The organism is Streptomyces sp. NPDC044044 (assembly GCF_056434405.1).
Genome location: NZ_JBWKFG010000001.1, coordinates 851,853 through 872,757, shown reverse-complemented (window position 1 = coordinate 872,757; position 20,905 = coordinate 851,853). Strand labels below are relative to the sequence as shown.

General features: G+C 71.9%; 16 protein-coding genes. 6 read left to right on the top strand and 10 right to left on the bottom strand.

Going from position 1 to position 20,905, the window contains the following annotated elements:
• Positions 1 to 30 precede the first annotated feature (30 nt).
• The gene (locus AC07AG_RS04210) at positions 31 to 666 is read right to left on the bottom strand and encodes a TetR/AcrR family transcriptional regulator (RefSeq protein WP_478752220.1); all 636 of its coding nucleotides are present in this window, start codon (positions 664 to 666) and stop codon (positions 31 to 33) included.
• A 166-nt stretch (positions 667 to 832) separates the two neighbouring features.
• On the opposite strand from AC07AG_RS04210, the gene AC07AG_RS04205 reads away from it, so the two are divergent.
• Positions 833 to 1,534, top strand: coding sequence for a DUF2470 domain-containing protein (locus tag AC07AG_RS04205; protein ID WP_478751636.1), 702 nt, complete (start codon positions 833 to 835; stop codon positions 1,532 to 1,534).
• 37 nt (positions 1,535 to 1,571) lie between these two features.
• On the opposite strand, the gene AC07AG_RS04200 is transcribed toward AC07AG_RS04205, so the two are convergent.
• Positions 1,572 to 3,167: an AbgT family transporter gene (locus tag AC07AG_RS04200; protein WP_478751634.1), complete on the bottom strand. Its 1,596-nt coding sequence runs from the start codon at positions 3,165 to 3,167 to the stop codon at positions 1,572 to 1,574.
• Positions 3,164 to 4,456 (bottom strand): metal-dependent hydrolase family protein, encoded by a 1,293-nt coding sequence (locus AC07AG_RS04195; RefSeq protein ID WP_478751632.1) that lies wholly within the window; start codon positions 4,454 to 4,456, stop codon positions 3,164 to 3,166. The genes AC07AG_RS04200 and AC07AG_RS04195 overlap by 4 nt, the downstream gene beginning before the upstream one ends.
• A gap of 92 nt (positions 4,457 to 4,548) precedes the next feature.
• Here AC07AG_RS04195 and AC07AG_RS04190 point away from each other — a divergent pair, with 92 nt between their 5' ends.
• Positions 4,549 to 5,568, top strand: a complete 1,020-nt coding sequence (locus AC07AG_RS04190; protein ID WP_478751630.1) for an Lrp/AsnC family transcriptional regulator — start codon at positions 4,549 to 4,551, stop codon at positions 5,566 to 5,568.
• Here AC07AG_RS04190 and AC07AG_RS04185 read toward each other — a convergent pair.
• Positions 5,553 to 7,016, bottom strand: coding sequence for a helix-turn-helix domain-containing protein (locus tag AC07AG_RS04185; RefSeq protein WP_478751628.1), 1,464 nt, complete (start codon positions 7,014 to 7,016; stop codon positions 5,553 to 5,555). The two genes, AC07AG_RS04190 and AC07AG_RS04185, sit on opposite strands and share 16 nt — an antisense overlap.
• Before the next feature lie 356 nt (positions 7,017 to 7,372).
• Here AC07AG_RS04185 and AC07AG_RS04180 point away from each other — a divergent pair, with 356 nt between their 5' ends.
• Together AC07AG_RS04180 and AC07AG_RS04175 are read left to right on the top strand one after the other, a co-directional pair.
• A complete protein-coding gene (locus AC07AG_RS04180) occupies positions 7,373 to 7,984 on the top strand; it encodes a hypothetical protein (protein WP_478751626.1) in 612 nt (203 codons plus the stop codon).
• Positions 7,981 to 8,583 (top strand): hypothetical protein, encoded by a 603-nt coding sequence (locus AC07AG_RS04175; protein WP_478751624.1) that lies wholly within the window; start codon positions 7,981 to 7,983, stop codon positions 8,581 to 8,583. Before AC07AG_RS04180 ends, AC07AG_RS04175 begins: the two co-directional genes overlap by 4 nt.
• A gap of 100 nt (positions 8,584 to 8,683) precedes the next feature.
• Here AC07AG_RS04175 and AC07AG_RS04170 read toward each other — a convergent pair whose 3' ends face one another.
• On the bottom strand, positions 8,684 to 9,226 hold the full coding sequence (locus AC07AG_RS04170) for a helix-turn-helix domain-containing protein (protein ID WP_478751622.1): 543 nt from the start codon (positions 9,224 to 9,226) through the stop codon (positions 8,684 to 8,686).
• 141 nt (positions 9,227 to 9,367) lie between these two features.
• On the opposite strand from AC07AG_RS04170, the gene AC07AG_RS04165 reads away from it, so the two are divergent.
• Positions 9,368 to 10,633: a benzoate/H(+) symporter BenE family transporter gene (locus AC07AG_RS04165; RefSeq protein ID WP_478751620.1), complete on the top strand. Its 1,266-nt coding sequence runs from the start codon at positions 9,368 to 9,370 to the stop codon at positions 10,631 to 10,633.
• Positions 10,634 to 10,701: 68 nt separating this feature from the next.
• On the opposite strand, the gene AC07AG_RS04160 is transcribed toward AC07AG_RS04165, so the two are convergent.
• The 5 genes from AC07AG_RS04160 to AC07AG_RS04140 all read right to left on the bottom strand — a co-directional run bounded on the left by AC07AG_RS04160 (position 10,702) and on the right by AC07AG_RS04140 (position 19,949).
• Positions 10,702 to 11,826: an alpha/beta hydrolase family protein gene (locus AC07AG_RS04160; RefSeq protein ID WP_478751618.1), complete on the bottom strand. Its 1,125-nt coding sequence runs from the start codon at positions 11,824 to 11,826 to the stop codon at positions 10,702 to 10,704.
• A gap of 101 nt (positions 11,827 to 11,927) precedes the next feature.
• Positions 11,928 to 13,352 (bottom strand): hypothetical protein, encoded by a 1,425-nt coding sequence (locus tag AC07AG_RS04155; protein ID WP_478751616.1) that lies wholly within the window; start codon positions 13,350 to 13,352, stop codon positions 11,928 to 11,930.
• Between the two features lie 102 nt (positions 13,353 to 13,454).
• Entirely contained in the window at positions 13,455 to 15,080 is a 1,626-nt protein-coding gene (locus AC07AG_RS04150; protein WP_478751614.1) for a class I adenylate-forming enzyme family protein, read from the bottom strand.
• Between the two features lie 136 nt (positions 15,081 to 15,216).
• Positions 15,217 to 19,122 carry an ATP-binding cassette domain-containing protein gene (locus AC07AG_RS04145; RefSeq protein WP_478751612.1) on the bottom strand — a complete coding sequence of 1,302 codons (3,906 nt, stop codon included), beginning with the start codon at positions 19,120 to 19,122 and terminating at the stop codon, positions 15,217 to 15,219.
• A 158-nt stretch (positions 19,123 to 19,280) separates the two neighbouring features.
• Positions 19,281 to 19,949 carry a helix-turn-helix transcriptional regulator gene (locus AC07AG_RS04140; protein ID WP_478751610.1) on the bottom strand — a complete coding sequence of 223 codons (669 nt, stop codon included), beginning with the start codon at positions 19,947 to 19,949 and terminating at the stop codon, positions 19,281 to 19,283.
• 79 nt (positions 19,950 to 20,028) lie between these two features.
• Between AC07AG_RS04140 and AC07AG_RS04135 the strand changes: the two genes are divergently transcribed.
• Positions 20,029 to 20,904, top strand: coding sequence for an oxidoreductase (locus AC07AG_RS04135; protein WP_478751608.1), 876 nt, complete (start codon positions 20,029 to 20,031; stop codon positions 20,902 to 20,904).
• Position 20,905: the final 1 nt, after the last annotated feature.

The window sequence follows — 20,905 nt, the reverse complement described above, 5'->3', positions numbered from 1 at the left end:
CAGGAAGCGGGGTTCAGGGGTGATGGGGGCTCAGGAGTCGGCCGCGGGGGCGGCCAGGCCTGCGGACAGGTGCTCGAAGGTGAGGCGGAAGACCTCGACGAAGGCGACGTCGGCCGTGCGCCCGCACCAGTCCTCGATGGCGACCCGGATGGCGGTCGTGGAGACGGCGGCGACCAGCCGGGGGTAGAGCCCGACCGCCTCGCCCGGGGCTCCCCCCAGTCGCTCGGCGATCGCCTGCGCCAACTCCGACTCCTCGGCCATGTGGGCCCCCAGGCCACGGACGAGGAGGTGCGGCGAGCGCTGGAAGACCTTGGCCCGCAGGCTCCAGATCTCGTGGCGCTCCTCTATGTCCACCAGTTCCGCGGCGAACGCGTCCCGCAGCACGTCGAGGAGGGACAGCTCGGCGGGTGCCTGGCGCACCGTGCGCCGGAGCCGCTCGCCGACCTCTTCGTCGATCATCAGGAAGGCGTCGTCGTGGCTGTCGAAGTAGTTGAAGAACGTGCGCGGAGAGACTCCCGCCGCGCTGCTGATCGCCTCGACGGTGACGTTCTCCGCCCCGTGCTCGGCTGCCAGCCGCACCGCGGCATCGGACAACGCCGCCCGCGTGGCCCGCTTCTTGCGCTCACGGAGTCCGGGCGCAGCGTCTTTGCTCGTCACATCTTGCAGAGTACGCAAAGATGCAGAGTGCGCAAAATTAGGCCCCCAGCGATACACCGGCCCCGGCAATCCGCCCCGTACCGCCTGGTGTTCCCCACCCCATTCATGGGTTAGGTTAGGCATACCTAAGTACGAGGCTTGGGTCTCTTCAACGGAAACGGCATGGAGCATTTGGATGCGCCCACACAGCACCCGCATCACACAGCCGACCCCCGCCGAACGCGTGCACGCGATCCTGCACGCGGCACAGTCGATGACAGTGATCAGCGACGGGTGTCACACCGAGGTCCACCGGCTCGACGGCGCGGGTGCGGGACACATCCACCTGCACGCCCCAGGCCAGGACACCCCGGCTTCGCCGCAGGAACGCCGCCCGGTCCGCCTGGAGTTCACCGACATCGCGCCCACCGCCGTACGCGATCGCCTGCGTGCCCGCGTCACCGTCACCGGGCTGCTGACGGCCCCGTACAGCGATGAGTCGGATCAGAGCACCTGCATGGAGTTCGGTCAGGCGCTCCTCGAAGACGATCAGGGCCGCCACTTCGTCTCCCTGGACGAGCTCTGCTCGGTCCCCCCGGATCCGATCACGGGCAGCGAGGCGGACATGCTGACCCATCTCGTGGACAGTCACCAAGAGCTCGTCCCTCTCCTGGTCCGGCTTGTGCAACCGCAGCCGGAGAAGGGCATGTTGCGCGCGGTCCCGCTGGCCATGGACCGCTACGGAGTGACGTTGCGTCTGGAGTACCCCACCACGCATCTCGATGTCCGGCTGCCGTTCGCCACTCCCGTCAGCGACATCGACCAGGCAGGACCTCAGATCCGGGGGCTCCTGGCCGCGGCGCGCCGCGCCTCCCACCGCAATCGACTGACCGCCTGAACGCCTGGCCGCCTGAGCGGCACAGGCGCGTGTCAGGTCAGCGGTGGATGTCCGCGCCGGGCCCAAGTGGCAGGCCCAGGCCGTAGAAGAGGCCGAGGACCGCAAGCCAGGCGATCAGGAACGGGACCACGAATACGGAGAGCCGGGCCATGACCGTGCCGAGCTGCGCCCCGGGTTCGTAGCGGCGCAGGATCGTCAGCATCAGGAAGACGTACGGATTGAGCGGCGTGATCATCTGGGTCGCGGAGTCGCCGATCCGGAACGCGGCCTGGGTGACGGCCGGTTCCATGCCGATGAGCATGAACGCCGGGACGAAGACCGGCGCGACCAGGGACCACAGGGCCGAGCCCGAGGTGACAAACAGATTCAGGACACAGACCAGGAGGACGAACAAGGCCAGGCCCGTGAAACCCGTGAGGCCCGCGGAGTCCAGGAGGTTCGCGCCCTTCACCGCGAGCAGCGTGCCGACGTTGGACCAGTCGAAGACGCCGATGACCTGTGAGATCACCAGGATCAGGACGATGTAGCCGGACATGCCGGTGATCGAATCGGCCATCATGCGCGGAACGTCGTCGGCGCGCTTGAGCGTGCCGACGGTGCGGCCGTAGACGATGCCCGCAAGGACGAAGGCGACGAACAAGAGCGGCACGATGCCGTCGAGGACCGGCGAGGGGACCAGCGCACCGCCCTCGCCGCGCAGCGGGGAGCCCGGCAGCAGCCAGCAGGTGACCACGACGGCCGCGTAGAGCAGGACGGCCAGGCCCGAACGCAGCAGGCCCGTGCGCTGCCTCGCGCTCACGGTGACCGTGACCGTGACCTCCGAGCCTGCGCCGGCCCCATCGGTCTCGGCCTCGCCGTCGGCGGCCGGATCCGGCTGGGGCAGCCGGGGTTCCAGGACGCGGGAGATGAGGAAGCCGCCGATCAGGGCGAGCACGCAGCTGGCGGCAGCGGTGAAGAAGTAGTTGATGAGGATGTGCGTGGGGGCGCTCTCGCCGCCGGGCACGACGGCGGCGGCCTGATGCGTGATGCCGGTGTAGAGCGCGTCCAGCGCGCCGATCGAGAAGCCTGCCGCGTAGCCGGCACAGACGCAGGCGAAGCCGCCCATGAGACCGGCGATCGGATTGCGGCCCGCGTTCTTGAAGGCGAGTGCGGCCAGCGGCGGGATCACCAGGATCGCCACGTCGCTCATCAAGTGCGCCTGGCACGCCACGAACGCGACCAGGTAGGGCAGCAGCCGCCGGGGCGCCCGCGCGATGGAGGCGCGTACGGCTGTTTCGAGCAGGCCTGTCTTCTCGGCGACGCCGACCGCGGCCATCATCAGCAGCACGGTCCCGAGCGAGGGGAAGCCGGTGAAGTTCGGGATGAAGTTCTCGAGCAGCCAGCGCACGCCCTCGCCGCTGAACAGGCCCTTGACCGCGAGCGTCTCGTCCTCGCCCGGCACCGTGACAGTGGTGCCGGTGGCGGCGAGGACCGTCGACACCGTGCCGATGATCAGGAAGAGGCCGAGGAAGAGCAGCACCGGGTGCGGGAGCTTGTTGCCCGCACGCTCGATGCCGTTCAGGACCTTGTCGAGCACGGACGGCTTCGGCGGGCCGCCCGTCGGCGTCTTCGCGGAGGTGACCGAGGTGCTCATCCGGCGGCTCCTTCCGATGGCGCGCCGCTCGCCGCCGGAGCGGTCCGTGCCAGGCCGAGCGTGTCCTTGCGTACGGCACCGCGCTGGGCGACGAGCACGATGCGCGCCGGGTCGGACAGGATCGAGACGTCCGCGAGCGGATCGCCGTCGCACATCACCAGGTCGCCGTGCTTGCCCGCTTCGAGCGTGCCGATCTCCGCGGAGAGACCGAGGAGTTCGGCGGCGCTGCGGGTGCCCGCCTCGATGGCCCGCTCCGGGCTCATGCCGAGTGCCACGAGATGGGAGAGCTCGCGCAGGTTGCGGCCGTGGGGCACCATCGCGGCGTCAGTGCCCATCGCCATGCGTACGCCGTCGGCGATGGCCGCGGCGATGTTCTCCCGGGTGATGCCGGACCAGCGGACCTTCTTCTCGTAGTGGAAGGGCTGCATGGTCGAACGGTCGATGCCGTCGAACACCGTCGACAGGGTCGGCACCACGAACGTGCCGTGCTCGCCCGCCAGTTCGCGTGCCTGCGCGGTGAGGCCGTAGCCGTGCTCGACGCTGCTCACGCCGCCGCGGATCGCGTTGACGATGCCCGCGGTGCCCTGTGCGTGGGCCGCCACGGGGCGGCCGCCGTGCCGGGCCACCTCGTCGACGACCGTGCGGATCTCCTCGACGGTCAGGCCCTCGTCGTCGGGCTGGTCATAGGGGCTGCTCATTCCGCCGGTCGCGCAGACCTTGATCACGTCGGCGCCCGAGCGGAGCAGGCGGCGCACCGCGACCCGTACCTCGTCCGGGGTGTCGGCGATCTCGCCCACTCCGGCGCTGGGGTCGAAGCCGCACTCCGAGCGGAAGTCGGCGTGGCCACCGGTGTGGCTGAGGATGCGGACGGCCGTGTGCAGGCGAGGTCCTGTGGTGAGGCCCGCGGCGACCGCGTCCCGGTAGCCGGCCGGAAGACCGCCCAGGTCACGGGCGGTGGTGATGCCCGCTTCCAGGGTGATGCGCAGGCGCTCGGCGGTCCGGAACGTCTCCAGGGTCTGGTCGCTCTCGTGCCGGCGGACCATCTGCCGGGGCGATTCGATGGCGAGGTGGACATGGGTGTCGATGAAGCCCGGCAGGACCGTGCGTCCTGCCGCGTCCACGGTCCGGGCCCTGGCGGGGGCCTCGGGCGCGGTGGCGGCCGGTCCTGCGTGGACGATCGTGCCGTCCTCGTCGATGTCGACGACTGCGTCCGTGACGGGGGCCGCACCGGTGCCGTCGACGAGTCGGGCCCGGATGATGCGCAAGGAGGAGAACAGTGCGTGGCTCATGGCCGACGATCCTCGGTATCAGGGATCACGACTGTGTAAAATCGCCGGAATCCTTCACCACGACGCCTTTGACGCAGGATTCGGCACCCCTCATGGACACGCAGCGGACGCACACCCTGGACGAACTGGATCTGTCGATCGTGCACGCCCTGCAGATCCAGCCCCGGGTGCCCTGGGTGCGGATGGGTGAGGTCCTGGAGGTCGACGCGGTGACGGTCGCCCGGCGCTGGGAGCGCCTGGTGCGCGCGGGCGTGGCCTGGGTGGACGGCTATCTGTCGCCCGGCCACGACGAGGGCGTCTACGCCCAGATCGAGATCGACATGGACGGCCGGCTGAGCGAGGACACCATCGGGCAACTCGCCCGTGATCCGCATGTGTTGAGCCTCAAGCAGACCTCGGGCGGGCGTGATCTGCTCGCCATCGTCGCCGCCGCCGACCTCGACGGCCTCGCCAGGCTCTCCGGCGACCGGGTGTCGCAGCTGCCCGGGGTGCGTGCCGTACGCAGCCACGTCATCACCGCGGCGCCCTTCGAGGGCGCCTCGTGGCGGCTGCGCATCCTCACCCGGCAGCAGCGCGCCGCGCTCACCGTGGAGCGGCCCGCGCTGCCCGACGAACCACTGCGGCCCCTCGACCGCCGCATCGCCCTCGCACTCGGCACCGACGGCCGGATGCCCCTGACGGAGCTTGCGGAGACCGTCGGCGTCTCCGCCGCGACCGTCCGGCGCAGGCTGCGCGTCCTGACCGGCACCGGGCGGCTCTCGCTGCGCTGTGCCCTTGCCAGGCCGCTGACCGGATTTCCGGTCTCGGTCGTCTACTTCGGATCGGTGCCCGCCCAGCATCTCGACGAGACGGTGAGCGCCCTGCGCACCCTGCCGGGCCTGCGCATGTGCAGCATCACGGCGGGCGCGCACAATCTGATGCTCGACATCTGGCTGCCGGCCCTGTCCGAGGTCCACACCACCGAGGCACTGCTCAACAGCCGCCTCGCGCACCTGGATCTGCGGATCACCGAGCGCGCCGTGGTGCTGCGCACGGTCAAGCACGTGGGGCGGGTGCTTGACCGCAGAGGGCACAGCGTGGGGTCGGCGCCGCTCAACTACTGGGACGCGTAAGGGTGTTCCGGTCGGCCGTGCTCCGGTCCGCCGCGCTCCGGCTCGCGGGTCGCGGATCGCAGGGCGAACAGCCGGGTCAGCGGGTGGAAGCGGTAGCGTCCCGGAGCCGGGGACTCCAGGAACTGGACGTCGACCAGCTGCTCCAGGATCACCTCGGTCACCGAGGGCGCCTCGCCGGTCGTCGCCGCCGCCCGCGCCACCGTCAATTCGCCCTGCCCCGCCGCCAGCAGGGGGAGCGCGAGCGCCGCGGTCCGACCGGTGGCGCCGCGGGCCAGGAGCTCCCGGTGGCCCACCTCCAGGGCCGCACGCATGTCCAGATCCGCGAAGGACAGCTCCGCCAGGCGCCGCGCGGGGTCGGCCAGCCGGTCGGCGAGTTCCCGCACCGGCCACCGGGGCCGTGCCGCCAGGCGGGCTCCCGCGATGCGCAGGGCCAGCGGGAGGTGACCGCAGTGCTGCGCGATCGCGTCGGCGGCGCCGGCTTCGGCGGCCAGCCTGCCCGGTCCCGCCCAGAGGCCGAGCACCTCGACGGACGCCGGGGGCGGCAGCGGCGTCAGGTGGAGGTGGGCGGCGCCGTTCAGGGCGGCGAGGACACCGCGGCTGGTGACGAGGACCGCGCAGCCGTGCGCCGCCGGCAGCAGGGGACGTACCTGGGCGGCGTCCAGGGCGTTGTCGAGGACGATGAGCACCCGGCGCTCGGTGAGCCGGGTGCGGTAGGCCGCCGCCGCGTCCGCCTCACTGCCGGGAGTCGGCCTCGGCGCACCCAGCGCGCAGAGGAACCGCCGGAGGACGACAGCGGGCGGCACGGGATGCTCGTCGTGGCGTGAGCCCCGTAGGTCGGCATAGAGCTGGCCGTCGGGGTACCGCTCGGCGAGCCGATGGGCCGCGTGCACGGCGAGCGCCGACTTGCCGACACCGCCGGGGCCATCGAGCGCGACCACCAGGGGGCCGCTGCCCCGCGGCATCGGACGGAGCGCGTCGAGCACCTCCAACTGCCCATCTCTCCCAGGGAGTTCGGTGATGTCCGCGGGCAATTGGCGGGGCACGGCAGGCGGGCAACCGGCGCTGTCCGTGCCGGGCGGGCCCGCGCGGCCGTTGGCAGCCGTGCGCGAGCGGCGCGTCTCCTCCACCCGGTCGCGGGCCGTCGCAAGCAGCCGCAGCTCGCGCCCGGTGGCCCCGAGCAGTTGGACCAGGGTGTCGAAGCGGTCGGTCGGCGGAAGCGTCTTGCCCGCGAAGTAGTCGCCGATCACCCCGTGCGCCCAGCCCGTCCGCGCCGCCAGCTGACGGTAGGTGAGCTGGGCGCCCCCGTCCCTGCGCGCGGCGCGCCTGCGCAGCTGCCGCAGCAGCGCGGCCAACGCGTCGGCCGTGTGCACGGATTCGACCGGGCCGACGTCCGCCGCCGCATCCCGCGCTCCCCCGTCCGGCGGGTGTCCCGCCGCCCCTGTTGACATGGTTGGCATCCTCCGCATCGGCTCGCGCCGGGCGACCTCGTGTGACCGTCGCCTGGCCGAGACCATCCGGACCTGTCCGGTGGTGCCCGGTTTCGGGGATCTCTCCCCGGGATGCGCTGCGAGCATCCGTCTACCGCTCGGATCCCGCGTATCGGCGACCGGGCACCGCACCGGCTGTCACCACGGCATTCGTGGAATATGGCGCTCCGGTTTGGTGCGGCTTCCCGGCGGACGCCGCGGGCCGTGCGTCGCGACACCGCACGACCGACATCGGACAACCGACATCGGACAACCAAGGAGGCACGACCTATATGAGTAGGGTCTGCAACAAAGCCCCCAGCCTGCCTGACGGCAGCGTGGCCGAACAGTCTCTGTACGAGCGCGTGGACGGCCCCATCGCCACCGGCTCGGCCCACTTCATGCGGGCGGGCAGTGAGCTGCACCTGATGCACTCCGACCTGGAACTCAACGACGTGCGCCAGGCCGCCCTGCGGGTGCGCTGCGCTGCCGCCGCCGTCCGGGCCGCACTGGTGGAATACCGCACCTCGCACCGCGTCGCCCAGGAACTGGGGTTCTACCCGGTCCACGACGAGCGGCTGCGGGTCGCGGGCGGCGGGACCGCTCCGGTACGCGAGACGCTCGGCGCCGCCCGCGACGCCGACCTGGTCCAGCTGGACCGGGGAGCCATCGAGGCCGTCGCGCGGCGCTACGAAGAGGGCGGGGACGAGGCGGCGTTCGGCCACTTCGTGACCGCGCTGACCGGCTTCTCCGCCGAGCTCGAGGGCTTCGCGGCACAGGCCACCGAAGCCGGTCCTGCCGACTGGCAGCGCCTGGCCTGGCAGTTGCTCACCGGGTTCGACCGCATCCGGATCTACGGCCAGGCACTGGCCGTCGTCAACATCCTCGGCATGACCCCCGGAGCCGTCGCTGTCGCCGGCGCCGGGCAGGAAAGGAGCACCAGGATATGAGCGCAGTCTGCAACAAGCTCCTCAGCCTCGGTGAGGAGGACCTGCGCAGCAAGAAGCAGCTCGCGCAGGCAGCGGGCACCGAAGTGACCGCGGCCACCAGTGAGTTGTGCCGTGCCCTGGAACTCGCCGAGCACGGCGACGGGGTGGCCGGTGCCGCGGTGTACGCCGCGGCGGCGCGGGACCGGCTCGACGGCGCCGCCCGGATGCTGGCCCAGGTGGCCGAGATCCTCGCGAAGGGCAGCCTCAGCCCGGAGTCGGCCGCGTGGTACAGCAGGCTCGACTACGACCGGCTCTACCGCTCGGGCATCAGCCTGGGCGCGGTGCCGCACGCGGCCGAGCTGTGGCAGGCGTACACCCGGCAGGCCCTGACCGGTGGCCCGCTCGGCATCTGCCACGACATGCGCGAGCGCACTCTGGCCGTGGCCGCGCTCATCGGTGAGTGGCTGGAGCGGATCGACGTCCCGGCGGCGGACACCGCGCTGCCGCGGATCCAGTCCGCGATGACCGACCTGGCCGCGTACACACAACTCGTCGCCTTCGCCAACAAGGTGGAGCCGCGGGACCCGGCATGGGTGGTGGCGCAGGACGCCGCGGCGTAGCCGTCCGTACGCACGACAGGGGAGCGTCGGCCCGTGCCGGCGCTCCTTCTGTGCGCCATCAGCCGGGGTCAGCACACGGCACTTGGCCAAGACGCCCGCATCATGAACGCGTCTTCGGATACCGCACGAAGAGAATGCCCTGGACCTCTCCGTCCGGCGCTCTGTAGAAGTGCGGGACGTCGGCAGGCCAGTGGGCGTGGCCGCCGGGCCCGGCCGTCTGCGGCGCGTCGGGCAGGCCGACGACCGCCGTTCCGGAGAGCACCATCAGGCTCTCCGTGGTGAGCGGGACATGCGCGGCCGACTCCTGGGTCGCGCCCTCGGCGATGGTGACGCGGAAGACGTCCGTGGCCGCGGCCTCGTCCTCGTACCGCTCCAGGAGGACCGCGGTGACGGCACTGCCGGATACTCCTCCCGCACCCGCCGCGACGCCGGGCGCCGGGTCGTCGAGCACGGCGCTGACCGGGAGGCCGAGCGCGGTCGTCAGGGCGTAGAGCGTTTCCAGCGTGGGGTTGCGCCGGCCCGTCTCGAGCTCCGAGAGCGTGCCCTTGCCGACGCCCGAGCGGCGCGAGAGCTCCGACAGCGACAGGCCGTCGTCCTGCCGCAGCCGTTTCAGCCTGCGCCCCACCTCGTCATTCAGACCCATCCGCCCCGTTCCGTCCGTTTCTACGCCCACCGGCGCTTTGACGTGCCGCCACCTGCGTCCTTAGTGTTCCACAAACAGAACGTTCCGTATAAGGAACGCCTGCAGCCTGCTCTCCCACCCCCCTCCGGAAGTGATGCCCGCATGTCCCCGCTCGCCCGCATACGCGCCATCGCACCACCCTCGGCCGTGGCGGCGGCGCTCATCGCGGTCACCGTCGGGGTGACCAGTGCCGCTGCCCTCGTGTTCACCGCGGCGCGGGCCGCGGGGGCGGATGCGCGGGAGGTCTCCTCGTGGATGCTGGCACTCGGCGTCGGCATCGCCGTGACCTGCGTGGGTCTGTCGCTGCGGTACAAGGCCCCGATCGTCACCTCCTGGTCGACGCCAGGAGCCGCGCTTCTGGCCACGAGCCTGAGCGGGGTGTCCATGGGCAAGGCCGTGGGCGCCTTTGTGTTCAGCGGTGCGCTGATCGCGGTGAGCGGTCTGACGGGATGGTTCGCGCGGATCATGGACCGGATCCCGGTCCCCCTGGCGTCGGCGCTGCTCGGCGGTGTGCTGCTCGATTTCGGTACGGGGCTGTTCTCCCAGATGGGCGGCAGCTTCGCGATCGCGTTTCCGGTGTTCGTGCTGTACCTCCTCGCACGCCGGCTGCTCCCCCGCTACGCCGTCCTCATCGCACTCGGCGGCGGAGTCGTCGCCTCCGTCCTCACCGGGGGCTGGCATCTGGAACGGGTCCGTCTTTCGCTCGCTCATCCGGTGTTCACGGCTCCCGAGTTCGACTGGAAGGTCCTGATCAGCGTCGGCGTGCCGCTGTTCGTCGTCACCATGGCCTCGCAGAATCTGCCGGGTGTCGCCGTGCTGCGGGGGTCCGGCTACGAGGTGCCCGTCTCGCCCGTCCTGACGTGGACCGGTGCCGTGCAGGCAGTGCTCGCGCCGTTCGGGGCGTTCGGTATCAATCTGGCGGCGATGACCGCCGCGATCTGCACCGGCGAATCGGCCCACCCCGACCGGCAGCGGCGCTACCTCGCAGCCGTGTGGGCGGGCGTCTTCTACCTGTGCGTCGGGCTGCTCGGCGCCACCGTCGCCTCGCTGCTCACCGCGATGCCCCACGCGCTCGTCCTGGCCGTCGCCGGGGTCGGCCTGCTCGCCACGATCGAGGCGTCCCTGGCCAGTGCCCTGTCGGACCCCGCGGCCAGGGAGGCGGCCGTCGTCACCTTCCTCGCCACGGCCTCCGGTGTGACGCTGCTCGGTATCGGGTCCGCGTTCTGGGGGCTGCTCGCGGGCGTGCTCACCAGCGTCATCGCATCGGTGGGACGCAGGCGCCGGGCCGCAGCATCCGCGCCTGCACCCGCACCCGCCCCGCAGGCGGTCACGTCGGCCTCGCGCACGCCTGAGCGAACCTCCGCGTGAGGCAGCCACGGCATCCACGGCCAGGGCTCGCGTCAGGCCTCGCGTCAGGGCTCGCATCAGGCCTAGCGTCAGGGCCGATGGAACCGCACTTCCGGATAGCGCGCCGACGGACCATCCAGCAGTCGTGTGTCACTGCCGCGCAGGTGCTTGTCGACGAATGCGGTGACGTAGGCGCGGGTGACGGCGTCGCTGCGATCCCCGTCCAGGTCCTGGAGCGGCCTGCCGAGCTGCTTGGCCAGGGGCGCCAAGTCGGTGAAGGAGAGATGCTCCGTGCCCTCGACACTCAACCAGCTTTTCCATCCGGCCAGTTCGGTCCACGTCTCGTCCCACGTCGGCTCGGCGCCCGGCACGTGGCTGGACTTTCCCAGCATCAGGAACGGCCGGTCCAGCGGGGTGTCATCGGGGAAGCGGAAGTTGCCGTCCATGTTGACCCCGGCCTTGATGCGCGGGTCGCGCAGCATGGCCGGGATCGCGCTGAACCCGCCGGCCGAGTGCCCGACCATGGCGATGCGGTCCGCGTCGATGAGCGTGCCGCCCTTCCCAGCCGGTCGTTCCGAGGTGAGTTCGTCGAGCACGAACGAGATGTCCTCGGCGCGGACCGCGCCGACCTTGGGGTAGTCCGGGTCCTGGCACACCGTGCAAGGGGTGGTGTGCCCGTCGGGGAACGAGATGCCGCTGGCCTCGTAGTTGTGCCCGATCCCGGCGACGGCGTAGCCACGGCTCGCGAGTTCCTCGGCAAGTCCCGTGAGAGTGGCGCGCGGCATGCCGAAGCCAGGGGACAGCACGACGAGGGGCAGCCCGCGCCGGGTCCTGGACGGCATGGCATCTGCGGTGGAGTGGGTGACCACTTTGCTGAACAGGTCGGGTGGCAGGCCCAGTTCGTTGGCCTCGATGTACTGCTTGGACTCGTCGGGGGTCATATAGGGGGCGGGTGTGCTGGACGCCTTCACGGCTGGATACCAGAGGGAGACCATCAACTCCCGGTCGGCCGAGGGAACCCAGGGGTCGGGCCGGCCCTCGTCCTGCAGGTGGACGGTGGTCCTGCCGACCGGGTGGTGCCCCGATGGCTCCGGCACCACCAGTGCCGTCTTGGGCGACGGGTCCGCCGTGGTGTCGGCATGGGCAGTCGGCGCGCTCACGGATCCCGCCAGAGCCATGGCTACGGCGGCCCCCACCAGGGATATGCGTCTCACTGAAGTCCTTTCGTCGACCGGTGCCTCCACGCTAGGGACGGCGGGCGCGTTCCCCATCACCCTGTGGTCCACATCCGGCTGAGAGGTACTCACCCCAGGGATTACGTCCCCGGATGGATCCACCCGGGCGAGGTGCTCGCGCTCAACCCCCCCTGCCGCCCCAGCCCCGCCACCGCCCATTTCGCACGCGTGGACAGCGGACCGAGCGCCTTCGCCGACTCCTTGCCCAGAGAGGCCAGCAGGTGTCGGGCCTGCGCCATCGTCGTCCGTGCGAGGTCCTCGTCACCCGCATCGATCGCGGCCAGCGTCAGCTCCAGGTGCTGCTCCGTGATGAGCCGGCCGAGCCCTCGCCGGTGCCACTGATCCACCGTTCCGTCCGGGGCTGCCCCCTCCGCGCCGACCGCCTCCCGAGCCCGCTTCAATGCGCGCCCCGCTGCGGCGAGGTCGCCCTTGAGGCGCTCAAGACGGGCGAGGACGTAGGCCTCCGAGGCCCGGTCCCAGCCCGTGTCCTGGAGCGAGACGAGGAAGAACTGGGCGCGCGCCGCCTGCGCGTGGTCGCCGATGCGCTCCAGCGCGCGGCTCAGCTCCCGGAGGCGGTCCGCCTGCGGGCCCGTGTCGTCCAGCATGCGGATGAGTGCGACCCTGGCGTGCTCGACGTGCCCCTGCCGGTGGGCCAGTTCGACCCAGGTGAATTCGCTCTCCGCGGCCACCTCACGCCCGGGCCGCCTCGCCTCCTGCCCGTGCGACGCCACCAGGTCCGCGGCGAGCCGCCGTTCCTCGGACCACTCGGTGTGCTCGGCACTCTCGCACGCCAACAGGAACCTCAGCAGCGGCAGGTCGCCCTCACGCCGGTCGAACTGCGCCGCCCGCAGTACCCCTGCCCGGAGCACCGGATCCGCCGCTGCCGCGTCGCGGGCGCCCGGGTCGCCTATGCGCATCCGCTCCAGGTTCTCCCGTCCTGGCCCGAGCACGAACTCCCGCAACGGACGGCGGTAGGACTCGTGCAGTCGATACGCCAGGAGGTCACGGGAGTTGAGCAGGACGTGGTCCGGCTCGGTGCGCCCCGCGGCCGACTCCGTCAGCGCGAAGAGCTCCACCAAGGGCCGCTCCGGCAGGCCGAGGCCACTGATCAACGCCGCTCGCTGCTCGTCCAGGTCGGGGGCGAACTCCTCGCGCGCTTCGGCGTCCGCCGCGCGCACTTGGGCGCGAAGGCCCTCCTCGTCCAGCTCGGAGGTCAGCTCCTCGCACCACTCGGGCAGCCGGACGAGCATCTCGAGCGCCTCGGTGACGCTGTCGGCGATGAGCACGGCGTCCCCTTCGGACGACGCGTGGAGCACGGCCGATCCCGCGCAGAGGAAGTACGTGCCGCCGGTGTCGTCCCCGGCGATCGGCTCCAGCGAGGCGCCGGAGGCCAGGTGCACGTCCTCGACGTGGTAGGCACGGCTCACGTCGAAGTTGAAGGGGAACGCGGCCAGTTCGGCCAGGTCGGCGCGGGTGCGCAAGAGCTCCAGAACACGATCGGTCATACGTCCGCACCCTAGCGCCGTGATCGCCGAGGACCGCAGGACGGCCAGGTGCGCCCTGCGTCCCGGAGCGGACGGACCCCCGGCGTTCGGCGACCGCGGCGCCTACGGCGTCGTCAGGGCCGCGCTCGCCCACTCGGCACGCAGCGCCTTCTTGTCCACCTTGCCGACCTTGGTCGTCGGCAGCCGGTCCAGCAGGACCGTCTTCCGGGGCGTGTACAGGTCGCCCAGCTCTGCGGTCACAGCCGCGCCGACCGTGATCGGGTCGACGTCAGCCCCGTCGGCCGTCGCCAGGAAGATCTGCACGGCCTCCCCGTACTCCTCGTCCGGCACGCCGAGCGCCGCCGCGTTGCGCACACCGGGGATCGTGAGCAGGAAGTCCTCGAGGACTCGGGAGTAGACGTTGTCACTGGTGCTGCCGGTGACGATGATGTCCTTGGCCCGGTCGACGAGGTAGAGGTATCCCTCGGCGTCGAGATAGCCCATGTCCCCGGTGCGCAGCCAGCCGTCGCGCAGCGCCTCCGCGGTGCGCTCCGGGTCCTCGTAGTAGCCGAGCATCACCGCCTTGCCCCGGACACACACCTCGCCGACCTGCCGCACGGGCAGCGCCGTCACGCCGTCATCGGCACGGATCTCGATCCGGGTGTCGGATATCGCGCGACCGCAGCTGCGCCAGAGCTCGGGGCGACGGGCGCCCTCCACGGCAAGGTCCTCCGCCCCGAAGGCGGCGATGCCGAGCGCCTCCGACTGCCCGTAGCCCTGGCTGAGCACGGGCCCGAAGACCTCGACCGTCTGCTGCAGTCGGCTGGGCGACGAGGCCGCGCCGCCGACGACGATGCGCCGCAGCGCGGGCAGGACGCCCGGGACGCACTCCGGGTGGTCGAGAAGCGCGTACAGCATGGGCGGTACGAACATGGTGGCGGTGATCCGCTCCTCGCGCAGCACCTCCAGCGCCGCGCCCGCCTCGAACTCGGGCAGCACGACGAGGACGGACCCTGTCACCAGCGCCTGGATCGAGGTGAGATGGCCGCTGCCGTGCGTGAGCAGTGTGGCGGCCAGCACCCGGTCCGCGTCCGCGTCCATGGTCGGGAAGAAGGCGGATCCGGAGTCCTCCGGGGCGCCGTCCGCCAGGTCCACCACCGTGTCGTAGAGCCGGTGGGTGTGCGCGGCGAGCTTGGGGTGGCCCAGGGTGCCGCCGGTGTAGAGAACGGTGACGGCCTCGTCCGCTCCCGGTGCGGGCACGCCATCGGGGCGCACCGTGGGGCACTCGGCCGCCAGGGCCAGCAGGTCCGCGCACGGCTGTTCACAGGCCCCGACGCTGAGCAGTACAGGCGCGTGGACGCTGCGTCCCGCGGCGTCGGCGGCCCGACCGGCGAAGACCGGGTCGGTGACCACGGCGCGCGCCCGGGACTGCTCGACCAGTGCGGCGAGCTCGCCGGGGCCCGGTTCAGGCGGCAGGAACACGACGCGGCAGCCGATGAGATGGACCGCGAGCTGCACCAGGACGGAGTCCACGCGGTTGGCCAGGAACAGTCCCACTCCGTCGCCGGGTTCGAGGCCCTGCCGGCGCAGCGCGTGCCCCAGAGCGAACAGCCGCCGCCGAGCCTCACCCCGGGTCAGCCGCTGCGCACCCTGGACGAGCGCTTCGGCGTCCTCGTCCTTGTTCCAGTGCTCCAGGATGCGGTCCACGTACGTCGGCTGCTCGGATGTTTGCTGTGCAGTAATGATCATGGACACATGCAAACATGCCTCTCACAATCCATGGTCACACAGGGGTCAACTTCGGCCATCAGCAGGCGGAGTACCATGCCCCACCCTCGAAAGACAGGTCAGTTGAGCGGGACCTCCGGTGCAGGTCTCTTCCCTCTCACAGGTAGGCGCGCGCCTGGAGCCCGTACATCTGCGCGTAGAGGCCGCCCCGCGCCAGCAAATCCTCGTGACCGCCCGTCTCCGCGATCCTGCCGTGGTCGAGTACGACGATGAGGTCGGCGCCGCGTACGGTCGAGAAGCGGTGAGAGACCAGCAGCGTGACCGTGTCCGGACGGCCGCCGTCCCGCCGGGGTCGGCGCGCGGCCTCGATGTAGCGCTCGAAGATGACGTGCTCGGTCTCCGCGTCCAGGGACGCGGTCGGCTCGTCCAGGATGCGCAGGAGCGGGGCCGGCCGCATCAGGGCACGCGCGAGCGCCAGCTTCTGCCACTGGCCCGTCGACAGATCGGTCCCGCGCTCCCAGCGGCTGCCCAGCTGGGACTCCAGACCGTCCGGCAGCGTGCCGGGCAGGTCGGTGGCCCCGGCCCGGCCAAGAGCGCCGACGGCCGCGCTCGGGTCGGCGATCCGCGACAGATCCCCGACGCCGACCGTCTCGCGGAGGACGAACTCGAAGCGTACGAAGTCCTCGAAGGCGGCGCCGAGACGCTCGCGCCACTGCTCCGGGGCCAGGGCGTCGAGGCGCACCCCGTCGACCGTGATCCGGCCCAGCGTCGGCTCGTACATCCGGCACAACAGCTTGACCAGGGTGGTCTTTCCGGAGCCGTTCTCGCCGACCAGGGCCACCACTCCCCCGGCCGGGAGCCGTAGATCGACGTCTTGCAGCGTGGTCGCGGCCGTGCCCGGATAGCGGAAGGTCAGACCCTCCACGGCGATACCCTGCCGCAGCATCGACGGCACGGCCGCCCAGGCGGTGCCCGAGGCCGTCGTGGGGGAAGCTGCTGTCACCGCGGGCGCCGGATTCGCCCGCTCCGCGTAGGTCCGCAGCCAGCGCAACCGCTCGGCGCTCTGCAGGAGTTCGACGACGGCCCCCGTGGCCTGCACGAGACCGCCGACATGACCGGTGAACCGTCCGGCCAGAACGACGGCGAGCAGTACCGCGCCCAGGCTGGTGTGCCCGGTCACCGCGAGATGCACGACGAAGCCGACCGCGCCGATCAGACCGAGCGAGTTGAGCAGTCCTGCCGCGCAGCCGATCGCGGCGAACCGCCACTGCGCCCGGCTCGCGACACCGTCCGCGCGGCTGCGCAACTCGACCACCCTGGACCACAGTTCGGGACCCGCTTCGAAGATGCGCAGCTCTTTTCCCGCCTCCGGTGAGGTGGCGAGGCGGGCGAGGCGCGCGGCGAGCCGGTAGTCGGCCGCCGTGGCCTCTTGGGCGCGGGCGATGGCGCCGCGGGCGGAAATCTGCAGGCGCAGGGCGAGTGCCCCGATGAGCGGCAGCACCAGCAGGGCGGGGTGGACGGTGGCAAGGAGCGCGGCGGTCACCAGGAAGCCGCCGAGCTGTTCGAGCAGGTTGAGTACCCAGTTGAGCAACGCTCCCATGGCCAGGGTGCGGTCGCGCAGCAGGTGGAGCCGGTCCTGGAACGCGGGCGACTCCTGGTGGCGCAGCCCGGGGATGCCCGCGGCGATGCGGGCCAGCAACCGGTCGAAGGCGAAGCCCACGCGCTCACTGAGCCCGATCCTGGCCCCGATGGCCGCCAGTTCGACCGCCTCCCACACCCCGAGGCTCACCACCAGCAGGAGCGCCGCCGTCAACGTGGACTCCAGCAGCTCCTGTTGTGCGCCCTCGGCCATGGACCGCAGCCACAGGGCCTGCAGTGCCGCGAGTCCGGCCGCGGCGGGCACGAGCAGCAGCCCGAGCACGGCGAGTTTCCACGACTCACGGAAGGATTCGGCGACCAGGGTGCGCAGCGCGTCGAGCACGCTGCGCCAACCGCGTTCGGACATCTCGGGAGGGTCGCCGCCGCCGGGGTCTTCCGGCGCCTCGTGCTCCTGCCCGCGTACCCGGGGCGACGCCACCGATCCCGCCGGCGGCAACGCCTTGTGTGCGCGGGCAGGAGCACGAGCGTCCCGGGCGCCGACACCACCAGCACTGCAGGCACCACCAGCACTGCCCGCACCATCGGGGCCCGCGTCATCGTCGACGAATCGCTCCGCCTGCAGCCGGTACATCCGGGCGTACTTGCCGCCAAGCGCCATCAAGGCGTCGTGTGTGCCGCTCTCCACTATCCGCCCGCCGTCCATGACGTGGATGAGGCTCGCCTTGCGTACGCCGGAGAAGCGGTGCGAGACCAGGACCGTGGTGGCGCCCCCGCTGACCGTCAGAAGGCGGTCGAAGAAGTCGGCCTCCGCCCGCGCGTCGAGATGCGCGGTGGGCTCGTCGAGGACGAGCACGGCGCCCGAGCGCGCGGCCAGGAGCGCGCGGGCGAGCGCGACCCGCTGCCACTGCCCTGCGGACAGGTCGGCACCGCCCGCGAACTGCCGCGAGAGCACGGTGTCCCAGCCCGCGCCGAGCCCGCGGGGCAGCTCGGCGCCGTCGGCAAGTTCCAGGGCGCGCTCCAGGGCGCCCGGGTCACCGCCGATGTCCGGGGCGCCCATCGCCACGTTGTCGCGCAACGTCAGCGGATACTTCACGAAGTCCTGGAAGACGACGGAGATTCCTCGGCGCCACTGCCGCGCGTCGCACTCCCGCACGTCCACGCCGTCCGCCGTGATGCACCCGGCATCCGGCTCGTAGAGCCGCGCGAGGAGCTTGATCAGCGTCGTCTTGCCGCATCCGTTCGCCCCGACGATCGCCACGGAGGCCCCGGCCGGGATCTCCAGATCGAGCCCGCGCAGGACGGGCTTGTCCGTGCCGGGATAGGTGAAGTCCACGGATGCGAAGGCGATGCGGCCGTGGGCGGCCGGAGCCCGGCCGTTGCTGTGACCGTCGCGGGCCGGCCTCTGTCCGTCGGCGCGGAAACCACCTCGGTCGCCGACAGCAGTGCCCTGCACGTCGCCCCGGCCCCTGCTGTCGGCGGTCCCCCGCAACTCCAGCGCGGCGAGCGACCTCAGCCCCAGCAGCGCGTCACGCACCATGAGGTCGTCGTCGCCGACCCAGCCCAGCGCGGGCAGCGCGAGCGCCGCCTGGGCGCTGATCACGAGCTGGGTGAGCCCCAGTTCGCCGCGCGCGGCGGCGAAGGCCGCGTACCCCAGGACCACGCCCTCCGCGAGGACCACGAACGCCACGGCCCCATACGCTCGCCGCGCGGCCTTTCCTCGGGTGGCCCAGACCCTGGCCATGCCCGACTGCCAGACGGCCGTCATCCGGCCGGCGAGCCAGTCACCGAGCCCGAAGACGCGTATCTCTTTTGCGGGCTCGGGATCCACGGCAAGTGACCGCAGATAGCCCGCCCTTCGGATCACCGCGCTCGCCGCCTCCATGCTGCCGTGCACCTGGCGCGACAGGCGCAGGTAGGAGCGGTAGGTCAGCACCGCGGCGAGCCCGAGCAGCACAGGCGCCCACCAGGCGAGCGGCGCCAACAGGACGAGCAGACCGATCCCTTCGAGCCTGGGGCGCACGATCTCGGGCAGCAGGGAGGCGAGTTGGTCCGGCCGGGTGCCCTGCTCGGTGGCCAGGCGCAGGGTGTCGGCGTAGCCCGGCTCTTCGAGGTGTCCGATACCGTCCGGACCGGTCCCGGCCGCGATGGCCCGGTCCTCCACCACGCTGGCCGCACGCAGCCGCAGCACCGCAGCGAGCCCGCTGTCCAGGGCGCGCAGTCCCGTGCGTACGAGGGTCAGCGCGCCGAAGGCGATCAGGGCGGCCAGTGCGCGCCGGGCATCGGCCGACCCGGCGCCCGCGTCGACGGCGCCGGGCAGCTCGCCCACGAGCCGCCCGGTCGCGACCACGATGAGCGGGCCGGTGAGCGCCCCGCAGACCACGGTCACGGCGAGTGCGACGGTGTGCCGGGGCCCGGCTCGCCACAGCAGCCGCACCGCTGCCGTCCATTCCTGCCACGTACGCATTCCGGCCTCCCGAGCCGCGCGCCACCGCTGGGAGGTCGATGCTCACAGAGGAGCCGGGCGGCCGGGGGAAGGTCCCGGTCGCGACCGGACGCAGCCGGTCGTGCGCCGAGCCGTGCTGCGAGGCCGATGGCCTTCACCGGCGGCGCACGGGCGGCGGCTCAGCTGCCGGCGAGGCCTCGCCGGCCTGCTTTGACGCCGGCCTGGAATCGCGAGTCGGCCGCCAGAGCCGTCATCAGTTCGGCGACCCGCCTGCGGTAGGTCCGCACGGACATGCCGACGCTGCGCGCGCCCACGGCGTCGGTGAGTCCGGCAGCCAGCGCCTGCAGCACGGCGAGCGAGTCGGCGTCCAGGCCCTCGGTCTCACGCCGCAGGTAGTCCGTGAGAGGGGTGCCCGCGTCCCAGGTCGCGCACATCAGGGCGTGGACGCCACCGACGAGGGCCGGTGCGGTCGTGATCGTGAACTCGCGGCCGCGTGCGCCACTGCGCCCGGCGAGGATCATCACCCGGCGGTCGATGATGATCGTCTCGTGCGGCAGCGCCGCGGCCCGGACGCGCACCTGGCCGCCGGCGGCCTCGATGTCGAACAGGTGCAACCGCTGTCCCTCGTCGGCCAGTACGGCAGGTGTGTAGAGCTTGCGTACGACCATGCCTCCGGCGGTCCGGGGGCGCAGGCTGCGCACGATCGCCTCTCTGGCCTCGGGGCGCGTCCAGGTGTGCAGGTCGTTGGCGGCGCAGAAGAACTCCCGCGTCGTCTCGCCGAAGAGCTGGGCGGTCAGCTCGGCCAGCTGTCTCTCGCCGTGCACTGTCTGCGTGGTGGGGTCGGTCACCCTCCCAGTCTTACGCACGCTCGTGGCAGGACGTTGCCATCCGGTCCTCGACCGGGCCTCACGGGCCGAGGGTGGGGACATGACCACACAGATCACGGCCGCGGCGAGCGGCCAGTTCATGCTGGGCGGCGACCGCCGCGTCAACCGCCTCGGCTTCGGCGCGATGCGCCTGGCGGCAGGCACGTTCACCGGTCCGGCACGCGACCCGCGGACCGGGGCCGCGGTCCTGCGGCAGGCAGTCGAGGCAGGTGTCGACCACATCGACACGGCCGGTTTCTACGCTCGGGGCGAGGTGAGCGCCAACCACCTGATCCGCACGGCTCTCGCGCCGTACTCGACCGAGCTGTTGATCGCCACCAAGGTCGGCCCGCTGCGTGGAGCGGACGGCATGCCCACCGGCCAGGCAGGACCCGAGCAGTTTCGCGATCTTGTGACCGAGGACCTGCGCGCTCTCGGTCTCGACCGCCTCGACCTCGTCTACCTGCGGGTCGGGGGCATGAGCGAGCCGGGCGGCGAGAGCGTGGCCGACCGGTTCGCGGCCCTGGCGGAACTGCGCGAGGAGGGCCTGATCCGCCACCTGGGGGTCAGCAACGTCGATGCGGCGCAGCTCGACGAGGCGCGGGGCATCGCACCGGTAATCGCGGTGCAGAACCAGTACCACGTGCATCATCCCGATGACGCCGCCGTGCTCGCGCGCTGCGAGGAGCATGGCATCGCCTACGTGCCGTTCTTTCCTCTCGGTGGCGGCTTCGATCCGATCGAGCACGACCGCCTCGCGCAGGTCGCCAAGAGGCACGAGGCGACGACCGCGCAGGTCGCCCTCGCCTGGTTGCTCGCGAGCTCGCCGAACATGCTGGCCATCCCCGGCACCGGCTCACCCACCCACCTCGCCGAGAACCTCGCCTCGGCCGGGCTGCGCCTCGACGCCGCCGACCTCGCCGAGCTGACCGCCTGAC